General features: G+C 39.5%; 9 protein-coding genes and 1 pseudogene. 1 reads left to right on the plus strand and 9 read right to left on the minus strand.

The genetic code is table 11. The annotated features are described in order from the left end of the window. Nucleotides 1-1,549: hypothetical protein (locus A0739_RS00005; RefSeq protein ID WP_061586638.1), on the minus strand; the 1,549-nt coding region annotated here is incomplete at its 3' end. Nucleotides 1,550-1,717: 168 nt separating this feature from the next. On the opposite strand from A0739_RS00005, the pseudogene A0739_RS09910 reads away from it, so the two are divergent. Then, nucleotides 1,718-2,090, plus strand: a pseudogene (locus A0739_RS09910) (helix-turn-helix domain-containing protein); the annotation flags it as partial. Between the two features lie 198 nt (nt 2,091-2,288). On the opposite strand, the gene A0739_RS00010 reads toward A0739_RS09910, so the two are convergent. The 8 genes from A0739_RS00010 to A0739_RS00045 form a co-directional block, all read right to left on the minus strand. Beyond that, nucleotides 2,289-3,680: an Ltp family lipoprotein gene (locus A0739_RS00010; protein ID WP_061586639.1), complete on the minus strand. Its 1,392-nt coding sequence runs from the start codon at nt 3,678-3,680 to the stop codon at nt 2,289-2,291. Nucleotides 3,681-3,770: 90 nt separating this feature from the next. Further along, a complete protein-coding gene (gene pabB, locus A0739_RS00015; protein ID WP_061586640.1) occupies nt 3,771-5,492 on the minus strand; it encodes an aminodeoxychorismate synthase component I in 1,722 nt (573 codons plus the stop codon). 74 nt (nt 5,493-5,566) lie between these two features. Beyond that, nucleotides 5,567-11,215 carry a ZmpA/ZmpB/ZmpC family metallo-endopeptidase gene (locus A0739_RS00020; protein ID WP_061586641.1) on the minus strand — a complete coding sequence of 1,883 codons (5,649 nt, stop codon included), beginning with the start codon at nt 11,213-11,215 and terminating at the stop codon, nt 5,567-5,569. A gap of 2 nt (nt 11,216-11,217) precedes the next feature. Then, complete coding sequence (locus A0739_RS00025; protein WP_061586642.1) at nt 11,218-11,781, minus strand: TIGR01440 family protein; 564 nt, start codon at nt 11,779-11,781, stop codon at nt 11,218-11,220. Nucleotides 11,782-11,890: 109 nt separating this feature from the next. Continuing rightward, nucleotides 11,891-13,582, minus strand: coding sequence for a cache domain-containing sensor histidine kinase (locus A0739_RS00030; RefSeq protein WP_061586643.1), 1,692 nt, complete (start codon nt 13,580-13,582; stop codon nt 11,891-11,893). Further along, nucleotides 13,579-14,316, minus strand: a complete 738-nt coding sequence (locus A0739_RS00035) for a response regulator transcription factor (protein WP_061586644.1) — start codon at nt 14,314-14,316, stop codon at nt 13,579-13,581. Before A0739_RS00035 ends, A0739_RS00030 begins: the two co-directional genes overlap by 4 nt. A gap of 70 nt (nt 14,317-14,386) precedes the next feature. Then, nucleotides 14,387-15,499, minus strand: a complete 1,113-nt coding sequence (gene msrB / locus A0739_RS00040) for a peptide-methionine (R)-S-oxide reductase MsrB (RefSeq protein WP_061586645.1) — start codon at nt 15,497-15,499, stop codon at nt 14,387-14,389. A gap of 9 nt (nt 15,500-15,508) precedes the next feature. Further along, nucleotides 15,509-16,072, minus strand: a complete 564-nt coding sequence (locus A0739_RS00045; RefSeq protein ID WP_061586646.1) for a redoxin family protein — start codon at nt 16,070-16,072, stop codon at nt 15,509-15,511. Between the last annotated feature and the right edge of the window lies 1 nt (nt 16,073).

Raw genomic sequence — 16,073 nt, forward strand, 5'->3', positions numbered from 1 at the left:
AACGACCACCATCTACCCATTTACCCCTTATCATTTTGCCTTCAGAATTAACATAGTAACGGCCACCATCTACCCATTCATTCTTGGCCATCTTACCATCTGATTTGAGATAATAATTTCCTACCCATTTGTTGCGAGCGTAGCTGCCTTCTGCTGTGAGATAATAATAGGATCCATAGTTTTTATCATAAATCCAGTCACTTTTAACCTTTTTTCCATCAGAATCAACATAATAACGACCACCATCTACCCATTCATTTTTAGCTCTCTTTCCATCTGATTTGAGGTAGTAATTTCCTACCCAGCCAGACTGAACTTTAGATTGTGATTTATCCTGTTTAGGAGTTGTTTCTTTAGTTTTTTCAGCCGGTTTTGGTGCTGGTGTTTTTGGTTTCTCAGCAGGTTTTTGAGCTGGCGTTTTTGGTTTCTCAGCAGGTTTTGGTGCTGGTGTTTTCGGTTTCTCAGCTGGTTTTGGTGCTGGTGTTTTTGGTTTCGCAGCAGGTTTTTGAGCTGGCGTTTTCGGTTTCTCAGCTGGTTTTGGTGCTGGCGTTTTCGGTTTCTCAGCTGGTTTTGGTGCTGGCTTTGGCGCTGGTTTTGGTTGCCACAGACCATCGTCTCCTACATAATAACGACCACCATCTACCCATTCATTTTTGGCCATCTTACCATCTGATTTTAGATAGTAATTACCTACCCATTTGTTGCGAGCGTAGCTGCCTTCTGCTGTTAGATAATAATAGGATCCATAGTTTTTGTCATAAATCCACTCAGCTTTAGCCATCTTACCATCTGATTTAAGATAGTAATTGCCTACCCATGTGTTGCGAGCGTAGCTGCCTTCTCCTGTTAAATAATAGTATGACCCATAGTTATTGTCATAAATCCATTCATTTTTAGCTCTTTTCCCGTCTGATTTTAGATAGTAATTACCTACCCATGCGTTTCGAGCGTAGCTACCTTCTGCGGTTAGATAATAATAGGATCCATAGTTTTTATCATAAATCCATTCACTCTTAGCCATTTTACCATCTGATTTAAGATAGTAATTGCCTACCCAAGCATTTTGGACATAGTTTCCCGAAGCATTTAGATAGAAATAAGAATTAGCTTTTTTATCAAAAATCCACTTATTAGTAACTTTAGTACCATTTTCATAGTACGATGAGCCTACCCAACCAGACTGAGCTGCAGATTTGGACTTATCCTCTTTAGGACTTGTATTTTTAGGTTTCTCAGCAGGGTTTTGTGCTGGTGTTTTCGGTTTCTCAGCAGGATTTTGCACTGGCGTTTTTGGTTTCTCAGTAGGATTTTGTGCTGGTGTTTTTGGTTTCTCAGCAGGATTTTGCGCTGGTGTTTTTGATTTCTCAGCTTGATTTGACGCCGAAGTTGTATTCTCTTTTACAACCTTACCATTTTTAGATGCATCCTTTTCTTGAGCAGAAACATGCTGAACCGAAAAAGGAAAGTCTCCAGTTGTATCTGATAATGCAATAAGTCCCAGTGTTGCAGTTGCTAAGCTGGTTACTAAAATTTTTTTTGATTTTTTCATAAAAATCTCCATTATTTTTATTGATTTATACTTATAGTATACCATATACTTAATTTTTTTTACATTCAAATAATAACTATTTATGAAAGCCCTATTTTAAAATGAAGTGCAACACAAAAGACATGTTCATCTGATATACTAGAGTTGCGAAAAACAGTATAAAGGAAGATGAACATGTCCACTAATTATTCTCATACAAGCACTTATCTGAAGCTGAGCGAGTAGAAATTGAAGCTTATTTAAACGTAGGACTCAAACCTGCTGAGTTTGCTCGTAGACTGGGGGAAACTGCTCTACTATTACTCGTAAAATGAATCGTGGTTCCATAACACAAGTGAAATAAGTCAATGGGCAGAAGATCTATTACCTACACCATTATGCAGATGCTACCCATAACCGTTATCAGTATGCTAGAGAAGCCAGCTATTATTTGAAACTATATCGTTTATCGGACGACTTTCTGAAAGAATTTACAGAAGCAATGGGAGAGAAACCAACGGGACATAGCATAGATGCCTTTGTTCACACCTATAAACTCCAAACCCTTTTTGAAATTGGAAAATCCATTCTGTTCTGAGTGGAAAGACAATAGGAGAACCTTCTATTTTGAACTTGGCTATAGTCCGCAAAAAAGCTGTTTGAGCTCACTCAAACAGCTTTAAAGATTCTCTCTTAATTAGAGGAACAACTTTGTTGCACTTGACTTGTCAATCAGTGTTAAAATAGTTATTCTAAATAATTAGTCGTCAAGATGTTGAATTGCATAATTAGCTTCTTCTTCTGTAAATTCTTCACCATAAGGCGAAACTAGTTGATTATAAATTGCTGACTTCGAGTTCTTAAACCATTTTCGATAATTCTTTGCTTTAGCTAAGGCGTTTGATTTATAATCTGCATTCAAATGATCGATGGCATATTGTGCAGCATCACTTTGAAATTTTTCTCCATATTTTGAAGTTAATTGCTTATATAAGCGTTTTTTAGACATATTTGCCCACGAGTTATAACTCTTTGCCTTTTCTAAAGCAGCAGAATATTCACTATTGGTTGATGATTTGGTTTCCCATAATCCATTAGCTCCTACATAGTAACGACCTCCATCAACCCATTCACTTTTAGCCATCTTACCGTTTGATTTAAGATAGTAATTTCCTACCCAAGTATTACGAGCGTAACTTCCCTCTGAAGTCAAGTAGTAGTACGAAGCATAGTTCTTATCATAAACCCACTCACTCTTAGCCATCTTACCATTTGACTTCAAATAGTAATTGCCTGACCAAGCATTGCGAGCATAGCTACCTTCTGATGTTAGATAGTAATATGAACCATAGTTCTTATCATAAATCCACTCACCTTTAGCCATCTTACCATTTGATTTTAAATAGTAGTTGCCTGACCAAGCATTACGAGCATAACTACCTTCTGCCGTTAGGTAGTAGTATGAACCATAGTTCTTATCATAAACCCACTCACCTTTAGCCATCTTACCATCTGATTTAAGATAATAATTGCCTACCCATGTGTTGCGAGCGTAGTTACCTTCTGCTGTTAGATAATAATAGGATCCATAATTTTTATCATAAATCCATTCACTCTTAGCCATTTTACCATCTGATTTAAGATAGTAATTGCCTACCCAAGTATTTTGGACATAGTTTCCCGAAGCATTTAGATAGAAATAAGAATTAGCTTTTTTATCAAAAATCCACTTATTTATAACTTTAGTACCATTTTGATAGTATGATGAGCCTACCCAACCAGACTGAGCTGTAGATTTGGACTTATCCTCTTTAGGACTTGTATTTTTAGGTTTCTCAGCAGGGTTTTGTGCTGGTGTTTTCGGTTTCTCAGCAGGATTTTGCACTGGCGTTTTTGGTTTCTCAGTAGGATTTTGTGCTGGTGTTTTTGGTTTCTCAGCAGGATTTTGCGCTGGCGTTTTCGATTTCTCAGCTTGATTTGGCGCCGAAGTTGTATTCTCTTTTACAATCTTACCGTTTTTAGATACATCCTTTTCTTGAGCAGAAACATGCTGAGCCGAAAAAGGAAAGGCTCCAGTTGTATCTGTAAGTGAAAGAAATCCCAGTGTTGCAGTTGCTAAGCTGGTTACTAAAATTTTTTTTGATTTTTTCATCAAAAATCTCCTTTAAATTTTTATTGTTTACGGTTACATTATAACACAAATATGTATTAATATATACTAAAAGCTATTAATAGATAAAACTCACAACACTATCACTTGCAACTCATACAATCCTCTCACTGCATTACAGCCATAGATAGTTTCCGCTTGCTCCAAGTCTGGCACAGTCAAGACTTTTTCCTCTACCTGTCCTGTTTCTAGCAAATGCTGACGGTAAATTCCTGGCAAAATTCCAAGTCTGATAGGCGGTGTGTAGAGTTTACCATTAATTTTTAAGACCAGATTTCCAATAGAGGTTTCAAGCAATTTTCCACCAGCAGTGTGATAGATGATTTCCTGTTCCCCTAGACTTAAGTGCGGTCTATGAGTTGTTTTAAAGTAGGTAAACGCTTGATTCAAATCTGCTTCTTGCAGACAAAGTTTAGCTTTGCAGAAACTTGGACTGAGGGGTGCTAAGAGTTGGCGACTGACTTCCATCCCTCCAGATTTGCTGAGGATGATTCGCAAACGGTAGTCTTGGTGGGAATCGCAAGCCTGACACTCTTTCTCTATCTTTTGTCTCAGGTTTTCTGAATCAAAAGGATAGGCAAAATACCGACTCGCCTTTGTCAGTCTTTCCAGATGTTGATCTTCAAACAACAAGTTTTTCTGGCTGATTTTCCCAGTCGTAATCAGTTGGAAACATGCTTGTTTACGATAGAGAACAGCCGCCTTTTGATGAACTTCACGGTATTCAGACTCCCAGGTGCTATCCCAAGTAATCCCTCCGCCAACTCCATAAATGGCTTGACCCTTGTAGAGTTGAATGGTCCGAATGGCGACATTAAAAATCCGGCGCCCACTTGGAAGCAAGAGACCAATCGTTCCGCAGTAGACTCCTCTGGGTTGGGGCTCCAAGTTCTTGATGATTTCCATGGTCGCAATTTTGGGAGCTCCTGTGATAGATCCACATGGAAAGAGCGAACGGAAGATTTCAACTAGGTCCACATCCGGTCGTAACTGACTCTTAATGGTCGAAGTCATTTGCCAAACGGTCGAATACTGCTCCACCTGACACAGACGCTCCACATGCTCACTTCCAACTTCAGAAATACGGTTCATATCGTTTCGCAAGAGGTCCACAATCATCATATTTTCAGAGCGATTTTTAGGATCCTGCTCCAACCAGCTAGCCTGGGCAAGGTCTTCTTGGTCAGTCACTCCACGCTGAGTCGTTCCCTTCATTGGTCGCGTTGTCAACTCACGGTCATTTTGCTCAAAAAAGAGCTCTGGGCTCATGGAAATCACTGCCATCTCATCATGTTCAACATAGGCATTGTAGCCCGCCTCCTGCTCTACCACCATACGATTGTAGATTGCAAAAGGATTGACACTCAAGTCTTGCTTGAGTTGGACAGTGTAATTTACCTGGTAGGTGTCCCCCTGACGCAAATGATGGTGAATCTGGGAAATAGCTTTTTCATATTCCTCTGCAGATGTTTGTTCCCGCCACTTTGAAGGCAAATCTACTTCCTCATAAGTCAGAGGAATAGGGGATGTTTCCACCCTATCGTGAACGGTAAAGTAAAGCAAATATTCGCCCAGTAGAGGAAGTTTGTGAACTGCTAGTTTTTTCTCAAAAGCAGGTGCAGCCTCATAGCTAACATAGCCCACGACATAATAGCCTTGCTCTTGGTAGCTTTCCACTTGTGCCAGCAAGTCTGCCACTTCTGATAAATCTCTCGTTTTTAACTCTTTGATAGGCTGGGTAAAGGTGTATCTCTCCCCCAAAGCCCTAAAATCAATCACTGTTTTTCTATGCATATCTTAAGTATAGCACAAAAAGGCAGATACAGACAAAGCTGATCTACCTTTTTTCATTTTACTAGTCCTATCTACTATTTAGTGAATAAATCTTCAGTAAATCCGTCTGATTTCTGCAAGAGTTGTTTGTAAACTTTCCATTTAAGATTCACTGTATTATCAAATTTATTACCTTGAAGGTCTTTTTCAACTGCAGCATCGAATAGCTCTTGAAGTTTTTCATATGTTGAAATCTTTTGACCATCAATTTCAATTTCTACAAAACCTTTCTCAGCTTTAGCTCTGACTTCTTTATACCATTCTTTCTTCCACTCTTCTAATGTATTAAATCTACCTTTAGAAACTTTTTGGATGATAAAGTCATCACCTAGACCTACGTTACCGGCTGCTTTAGATTCTTGTTTATACTTGTTAGATGCATACCCTAAGAATCCATCAAGGTAACCGTAGTAGCCCCACATACGGAATGTATTGTGTTTGAATGAGATTGAGCCAGCCGTACTCTTACTTGTGTTACCACCGTAAATACCAGTCATCATATTCACAACAGTATAAGCAGAATCGAATCCTTCAGTACGGTAATGACCATTACCTGGTAGCCCGTGTTTAGTAGCGAAGTTGTTATCTACAAGTTGATCAATAGCTGTCAGTTTCATACTCTTCTCATCATCATTTAAATCACGAACTAAATCCCATTGGTGTGGTGCACCTTCTAACTTATTATAGCTCGCTTTTTCGCGATATTTCTTATCGATTTTCTTGAACCACTTATCGTTAGTTCCAGTATTTTTCTTGATGACAGATTCTGCTTCTAAGTAATCAAGCATCATCATTGATTCGTTATAGTTCTTCATGTAGTGATCAATCTTCTCACGACTACTTAACATATTAGGATCATAGTTATAAATTTGTGTACCATCATTTTTACGTTCGTACGCCATATTTAATCCAAGTGAACCATATTCACCATTATAGTTTGTAAGAGATGGCGATTGTAGCATACCTTGAGCAAATGATTCAATATCTGTCCCTTCACGGTGACGCCATGTTCCTAAGTAGGCCATACGGTCATTGATATGAGTTGTTTCGTGAGTGAATGCAGATGTACCATAATCACTAATCATACTAGAGATAATGTAGTATACAGCCTCTGAATTTTGTGGGTTAGAAAAGATATAAGCATACGCACCCATACCGTTATATCCGTGCCATTTACCTGTAGGTCCATAGAACTCACGAACTGGAGCATAGTCAGCATTCTTATTATGACCCATTCGGTCAGACCATCCATTACCTGGAACATCTTGGTTATCCCAAATTGCTGATGGAACCATATTTTCAGATTTCAACAATTGATTACGTACATTATCAGCAGCAAGTCTTGACCAGAAGTCTAAGTAATTAATTTGCTCTTGTGCACGTAAATCGATTTCTTTCTTAAACGCTTCACGTTCAGATTCTGTATTCTTACCATATTTCTCAAATGCACTAAACGCTAGCGTATTGTACGTTGAAATTAAGAACATGTGAGCCTTCTTCGTATTAAGAAGTGGTAAAATGTATCGACCATGTTCACCGTTATTTAAGTTTTCATATAAGTGATATTTCTTATTAGCAAAATCAGGGTTAGATGATTGTTTCTCAACTACATAGTTAGTATGAGAAATAGCTTTCTTATACCATATATTCATATCAGTATCTTCTGTAAAGAGTTTCATGTTATATGTTAAGAAGTCATTTAAATTACCTTTACCTGTTGCTCCCGCAATCACATCACGATAAGCATCTTGAGTTCGGTCCCCTTTCAAGAAATGTTCACGTGAACCAATTTGAATCAATCTATCGATAACGCTAACGTTCTTACCATAAAAATCAGGCTTGAACATCATAAGGTCTTTAATGCTCATATCATTGTATTTAAATCCATAATAACGATTTAAATAAGTAAGAGCCATCATAATTTTAGCTTTGTTGTCTTCTACTTTTTTAAGAAGAGCTTTCATGGCAGCTTCATCACTATTCAATTGATGGTCTTCGTTTTCGGCTAAAGCTTTGACTAATTTATCCAAATTAGCTTTCGTTTCTTCAAAGCTTTCTTCAAGGAATAGATTTTTAATATAACCATCTTTACGACCATCAGTATTTTCTTCGGCTTTACCACGTTTGTCCATTAACGCACGCACTTCAGGTGAAATCAATTCAACACCTGCTAATTTTGCTTTAATATCGTTGATTAATTGTGTTCTATCTTTAACAACCATATTCGGTGTATAAATGACGTCACCAAGACCTTCGATACTATATTCACGAACTTGTTGGACTTGAGAATCAGCTTTACGTGTGACAACTTTTTCTTCCTTAGTACCGTCAGCATAGTGAATCAAAATCTTATCAATATCAGATAAATCTGTTACAAACTGTCCATTTTTCAAACCTGTAACAGAAAGAACTTCTTTCGTAACCAAGTTTGAACTAGCTCCCAATTTATTGGCCTGATTGACAATCCACTCTTTATTATAGAAAGGTTGTAATTTTTCGATGTTGCGATAAGCAAGTTCACGGTCAATTCTGTAATCTTGAGTATCTTTATAGGTCTCATCTAATGATTTTGTATTGTTGAGAGTGTCCTCAATTAGAGGTTTAATTTCAAACTTATCAGCAGTGATTCCCATTGCATCAATCTTGGTATTAGCTTCTTCGAGACCAATTTCTCTAATTCTATGCGAACGAGAATATTTGAACGAATGTTTACCTGCACTAACATCTTTTACAACAAAGTTTCTTTCAAGAGCATTATTCGTGAAGTATCCCCCATCGTAATCAATATCACCGGAACCATAGAATTCTTCACCGTTCTCAACTTTCATCATTGAAACATTATTTTCAAGTTTACCCCATACCCAGTTTTTGCTGATGAAACCTCCAACATCTACAGGTGATTTAACTTTAATTGTTCCTTTAGCGACTGAATTTCGTACAGTCCCATATTTACCGATGCCATTAGGGTCCGAACTATTGTCAACAGTAGACGCAAGACCAGCTGCCCGAGCCTTAGTTGCTGTAATATCAGCTTCTACATATGTTTTATTCGCATGGCCTTTCCAAATCTCACCCACAATACCAGCAAGATTCCATCCTTTATCCCCAACACCATCAATTTTACCAATGAAAGCAACATTATTAACTTTAGCGCCCTCACCATCTAATTTATTAACCACACCAGCAATATCATTTTTCGCAATAATATGGCCTGTAACTTTGACATTTTCGATTACAGCATTTTTAACAATTCTTGCAACAGGTGCAATATTTTCTGCCCAAGGCATATTAATATTCACATTGCCAAGATTGATATTCTTCACAGAAGCATTTTCAATACGCTCAAACAATGGTCGAGCGATATTATGAATGGTATACTGTTTTCCATCAACACTTGTTAAATGACCATTAAATACACCTGGTACATATTGTTTATTTGGAGTTGGAACATTTGCTGCGTTCAAATCTGCACCAAGCTTAAACGTCCCCTTACGATTAGCTTGCATTGCTTTTACCAATTCATTGAAATCGTAGTAGACATTCTCTTCGTGAGATTTTGGCTTGGCAAAATAATGAACATATTCTTCACTGAGTTCATTACCATTAGTATGCTGAACTAGATCAGGAGCTTTAGCAGTGACCTTGTATAGTGTTTTTCCATCGACAGTAACTTCTTCGATTTTATCCACAGCAAGACGGGTCACCTTATTATCATGCGTAGCGATTTTTAGATAGTATGGTTTTACATCAGTTGGAACAGAAGTTAAGAAGCTACTATCCGTTTCAACACCATCAGTATCAACACTTATTAAGCTTGTTTCTTTAATATTTTTGACTTCAACTTTTTTGAGGTCAATTCTTAGTGGTTCTTCCCTTAGAACTTCTTCTTCATCACCTTCACCACGGTCATAAACCATTTTGGTTTCGAGTTTATAATCCTTGTAGTACTGCAAATCTGTCAGGCTAGCTGTTAAGTTGTCTGGTGAAATAGTCAATGTTTTGACAATTTCATCACCCTTTTTAAGAGTTAGGGTAATGGATTTTATAGTTGCCTTACTTGGGTTTTCCAAATTGTAACGAATTTGAGATGTTCGTTTTAAATCTTTAACATCGATAAGCGACAAACTTAAAATTGGTTTTTCAAAGTTTTTAGTTCCTAATTTAACGATACGGTCTTGATCTAACTCCAAAACCTGTTCGACAACTTTTGGTGCTTCTTCAGTCTTCAGTCCTTTAATTGTCTTATAAGTCTTTATAACCTTTTTCTGTCCATCTTTTCCTTCTTTGACAGTAACTCTTTCACCTTTTTTCAGTTGATCATCTTCTTCAACCTTTTCCTTAAACGGAATCTTTTCAAGACTTTCTTCTACCAGAGTTCCTTCAATTGGTTTCGTACCACGACTTATTTTTTTAGTGACCGGTTCTTTGATGACAGTTGTAGCTGTATTTAAAACTTGGTCAGTCTCAACACCCTCAATAGTCTTATAAGTCGTTTTGGTAATTTGACTACCCTTTTCTCCATCTTGGACGACAGTTTCTTCATCCGTATACTTGGTTGGATCTTCGATAATTTCTGTCTTATAGTCAATCTCCGTAGTAGTTTCTTTCGTAACCGCGCCCTCAGTTACTTTATATTCAGGTAACTTTTCTTGAACTACCGACTCACCTTCTTTACCTGGCTCCTGAGTACCTTTAGCTTCAATCTTGCCTGTATATTCCGCCTGTGGTTCTTGAACTAAAGATTCTCCCTCTTTGCCTGGCTCCTGAGTACCTTTAGCTTCAATCTTGCCTGTATATTCTGACTGTGGCTCTTGAACTAAGGACTCTCCCTCTTTGCCTGGTTCCTGAGTGCCTTTAGCTTCAATCTTGCCTGTATATTCCGCCTGTGGTTCTTGAACTAAGGATTCTCCCTCTTTGCCTGGCTCCTGAGTACCTTTAGCTTCAATCTTGCCTGTATATTCTGACTGTGGTTCTTGAACTAAGGACTCTCCCTCTTTGCCTGGTTCCTGAGTACCTTTAGCTTCAATCTTGCCTGTATATTCTACCTGTGGTTCTTCAACTACCGACTCACCTTTTTTACTGCTTGTATTGGTACTAGATTTTGATTCTTTAAAGTAACCAACATACTCATATCCTTCAATATGAATAACACCTTTAGCCAAACCTTCATGTGTAGATGCAGAAATAGTTTGGTTATAAGAAAGTAACTCTTTATTTTCAAATGCAAAGGCAGTAAAAGGTACAAAATTGCTGACGCCGATAGAGCTAATTAACAGAATACCAAGTACTTTACTACGGTGTTTCTTGGAAACTAATAAAACCGCTAGTGAGGCTGTTGCCAACCCAAGACCTGCCAAAGCAAGCTCCTTACTTCCTGTGTATGGAAGTTGTTGACTGTTAGTCTCCTTCTTGCGATAAACTACATAAATAATATCTTCATCTTGAAATTCTGTAGGGACCTCATGGTGAATCAAGGCTTTTTCAGACTCGGTTAATTCCTGCTCCGCCAGATAACGGTAATGCACACTATGAACACCACCAATTTCATTGGCTTGCACCTTATCTACTAAAAAGGTACTGGCACCAAAAAGGAAGGCCCCGATAGCTACAGGACCTACCCCAACAGTGAGCTTACGAATCGAATATTTGGTAATTTTTTCTAGTTGTTGTTTTGTCTTTTTCATTCTCATGACTTTCTGATAGAATCTTGTGGATACTGTGCACGCGCACCTCCGATTAATTTGGGACGACTAGCTAGAGCCGTTACATGGGCATGCCCAATTTCTCTCAAAAGAGGGCGAATCGGAACCTGAACATGCTTGACATGCATGCCAATCGCAGTATCTCCGATATCCAATCCAGCATGAGCCTTGATAAATTCGACCTCAACTGGATCCTGCATAAACTTGAAGGCTGCCAACTGACCTGAACCGCCTGCATGAAGAGTCGGAAGGACACTGACGATTTCCAGACCAAACTGCTCTGCTACCTGACGTTCAACAACGAGGGCGCGATTAACATGTTCACAACCTTGAACGGCTAGATGAATCCCTTTTTCCTCTAGGATATCTAGAATAGTCTTCACAATGATTTCCCCAATTTCTTGACTGGATTCCTTGCCAATCTGACCACCTATCACCTCACTAGAAGAAAGGCCCAAAACAAAGATAGCTCCTTGCCTCAAATTAGCCTTGTCTATTACATCTTCTACAATCTGGCTTGTTGCTCTGTGAATGTCTTTTTCCTTCATACTTGATACCTCTTTTGTCACTATCTATCATATCTTTTTTTACTGATTTTATCAAGGCCAACTAATCATTCTGATTTTTAAAAGCAAAACTCCCAGAATTGACTGGGAGTTAGCTAGCTGCTATTTTATTGAGGTATATTTCAACTGTCGTCCCTTTTGAAGGTACAGAATCAATCTTCATCTGGTAATTGTCTCCAAAATGAAGTTTGAGCCGTTGGTCAACGTTTTGAAGACCAACTCCCCCACGTTTGAGCTGACTTTGACTACTATCGCCAGCAGCTTGGAAACCAACACCATCATCCTCAATGCGGATGACAAGCCCTATATCCTGTCTCTGAACAGAAACTTTAATATGGCCCTGACCTTCCTTCTCCTTAATACCATGGTAAAGAGCATTTTCTACTAGGGGTTGCAACACCAACTTGGGCAAGACCAGGTTACCAAAAGCAGGATCTTCAGCAATCTCATACTCCAGTTTATCACCATAGCGTTGTTTCTGGATAAAGAGATACTGGCGGACATGATTGATCTCATCAGAAAGAGAAATCAAATCCCTTCCTTGATTGAGCGCCAAGCGGAAATAGGTTGCCAAGGACTTGGTCACCTGAACCACTCGCTGACTATCCTGAAACTCAGCCATCCAGATGATGGTGTCCAAAGTGTTGTATAGGAAATGGGGGTTAATCTGGCTCGACAAGGCTTGAAGTTCATACTGCCGGGTCGCTTCTTCCTGCCTGCGCACATCTGCCATCAGCTGATCAATCTGATCTAACATAGCATTAAACTGGCGAATCACTTCTCTCAGTTCATAGGCACCAGCTTCCTTAGCACGAAGATTTTGTGTACCAGAAGCAATTTCCAGCATGGTTTCTCTAAGATCCTTCAAAGGGGCAATCCAGCGTTTGAGACTGAACCACACCAAGCAGAGACAGGCAAGAAGAGATAAGGCACTAGCACCAAGCAAGGTCCACATGAGTTGACTCCGAACCTGGTCTAACTTCTCCAACGAAGACACGCCTATCACCGTCCAATCTGTTCCTGTAATCTGTTCCTGACTAACGTAGGATTGATGGTCTAGTGTATAGCCCTGCCCCGTTTCGATGTAGGGTTTCATAGCCTCCATTTCACTCGCTGAGCTATAGACAGTACGTTTAGGATGGTAGACAAATTCATGGTTTTCATTGATGATAAAGGCAAAACCCAGCTGACCTAACTGGAGTTGGTTGAGATAGGCTTCCAGAGTTTCATAGGAAATATCCAAACGAAATACGCCAAGATTGGCCCCCTCTGCATCAACAAGTTCTTGAGTGACAGAAATAACCCACTGACTATCTGATTTACGAGCTGGGGTTAAAACTGGCTTAGCTCCCTGATGAATAGCCTTTTGGTACCAATCCTCAGCCATCATATCTGAGGAAGTTTTCATCTGCACACTGTCATCTGTAGAAATGACCTGACCGGATTTGGTGACCAGTACCACCGTTTTCAAGTCCTGGTCTGCCTTTAAGATAGTCAAAAACAGATCTCGGATTTCCTTGGCTTGGTCTTGGTTAGGATTCTCAGCATAGGCCAAGACATCCTTCTGCTGGGTCAAACTGGTAGAGGTGGTTTCTAATTTTTTGATATAAGACTGAATAAAGTGGCTAGTTTGGCTAATGGTCGTTTGACTATTGCCCTCAATAGTAGCCTCAATGGCTGATGAACTAGATTGATAGTAGAAAGTCCCAACCACAGCTAGTAGAATGAGAAAGACCAGAAAGATGGAAATAACCATTCTGACTAAGAGAGAAGAACGCTTCATCGGCCTTCCCCTTTCTTAAACTGACGAGGTGTCACACCTGCAATCTGTTTAAAACGTTGGGTAAAATAGTTCATATCTTCAAAACCAACCTTTTCGGCTATCTCATAAATCTTTAAATCCGTAGTCAGAAGCAAGAGCTTGGCCTGTTTGACACGCTCTCTCACCAGGTAATCCTGAAAAGGCAGGCCCAACTCTTTCTTAATCAAGGAACTCAAATAAGTCGGACTAAAGCCCAAGTCACTGGCCAAAGACTTCAAACTAAACTGACTGTCAGCTAGATGGGACTGGATTTTCTGAGCAATATTTCCCTCAAACTTATCGGTTAATAAATCTTGTAACTGCTCTTCTTTTTCTTCCTTGTCTAGTTTTTGCTTGATTTTCCCTAACATTTCCTCAATATCCTGACGAGAAAAGGGTTTGAGCAGATAGTCATCGACACCTAGTTTGACAGCAGACAAGGCATAATCAAAATCATCGTAACCCGTTAAAAATACCAAATGCACTTGTGGATAGATTTCTCGTACCAGACTGGCCAACTGGATGCCATTTAGCTGAGGCATGTTGATATCGGTTAAAATGATATCTGGCACCTGCTTTTGAATCAAGTCCCAAGCCTGCCTTCCATTTTCAGCCTGACCGATGATTTCCATATCGTAGGCCGCTACATTGACCAGCTTGGTCAAGCCTTGCCTTACCAGATACTCATCTTCTACGATTAAGATTGTGTAGGTCATGCTCTGCTCCTTTGTCACTTACTAGTATCAGTATAGCAAAATTCTCCTCTAACTGCTTAGGAAAGACTTCTTAATCGACATAATCTAGTAAATAAGCGTAGCCTTTTTCTGCCATTTGGTCTTTGGGAATAAATCGGATAGAAAGACTATTGATACAGTAGCGCAAGCCCCCCTTGTCTTGTGGTCCATCTGTAAAGACATGGCCAAGGTGAGAATCTCCAACTCGGCTCCGCACTTCCATGCGCGTCATATTGTAGGACTTATCTTCCTTGTAGGTAGCAACATCGGGGCTGATGGGTTGGGTGAAACTAGGCCAGCCACAACCAGACTCAAACTTGTCCTTTGATGAAAAGAGGGGTTCACCAGTTGCGACATCCACATAGATACCGGATTCAAATTTATCCCAATAGCGGTTTGAAAAAGCTCGTTCTGTTTGATTTTTCTGGGTAACGGCATACTCCTCAGGTGACAAGGTCTTTTTCAATTCCTCATCACTTGGTTTAGGATATTTGCTGGCATCAATGACAGGGTAGGCAGCCTGATTGACATTGATATGGCAGTAGCCATTTGGATTTTTCTTGAGGTAGTCTTGGTGATAATCCTCAGCCACCACAAAATTCTTCAAGGGCTCCTTTTCAACTGCCAGAGGTTGGTCGTATTTCTTAGCCACCTCATCAAAGACTTGGTTAATCACCTCCAAATCCTTGTCATCTGTGTAATATACGCCGGTACGATACTGAGTCCCCACATCATTTCCTTGTTTATTTTTGCTGGTTGGATTGATAATGCGGAAGTAATGAAGCAGAATTTCCTTGAGGGAAATTTGATTGGCGTCATAGGTGACATGGACAGTCTCTGCATGTCCTGTTTGGTTAATCAATTCGTACTTGGTTGTTTCCCCTCTACCGTTCGCATAGCCTGAAACGGCATCGGTTACTCCAGGAACGCGTGAGAAGTATTCCTCCACTCCCCAGAAACATCCTCCAGCTAGATAAATTTCATGCAAGTCTGCGTCTTTGCTCACTTCTGTTTTTTTCACTGTTTTTCCTCCTTGGCTAACTGATGCTTTCTCAATTTGCGAGCTATCTGTCTGCCCTGTATTTCGCATCAATAGAAAATAGAAACCAGTTATGGCTAGGAGAATGACCCCTGCCAAGACAAAAAGTTTTACTTTATCATTCATAGCCTTTCTCTACCCCATTTCTTTCAATTCTTTTAAAATCATATCCTTATCCATAAAACCTGGTTGCGTTTTGACCAGCTTGCCTTCCTTGTCTATAAAGGCTTGAGTTGGATAAGAACGGACACCATAACTTTCCAAAAGTTTGCCTGATGGATCAATTAGAACTGGAAAATTTTTATAATCTAAGCCCTTGTACCAGTTCTTAAAGTCTGCTTCAGATTGCTCCCCCTTGTGTCCAGGAGACACCACTGTCAAGACCACATAGTCATCACCAGCATCCTTAGCAATTTCATCCGTATCTGGAAGGCTGGCTAGACAGATAGAACACCAAGAAGCCCAGAATTTAAGATAGACTTTCTTGCCCTTGTAATCAGATAAACGATAGGTCTTGCCGTCTACACCTGTTAGTTCAAAATCAGCGACTGCTTGACCTTTAGTCGCAGTTTGCGCACTGACTTGTTCTGTTTTTGTTTGCTCCTTCATAGTAGACTCGTCTGCCATGTTTTTAGCCGAACAGGCTGCCAAGCAACAAATTGAGCCTACTCCAAGGAGACATGTTTGCCATTTTTTCATT

The sequence above is a fragment of the Streptococcus oralis genome (genome assembly GCF_001588645.1).
GTDB classification, from domain to species: Bacteria; Bacillota; Bacilli; order Lactobacillales; family Streptococcaceae; genus Streptococcus; species Streptococcus oralis_AB.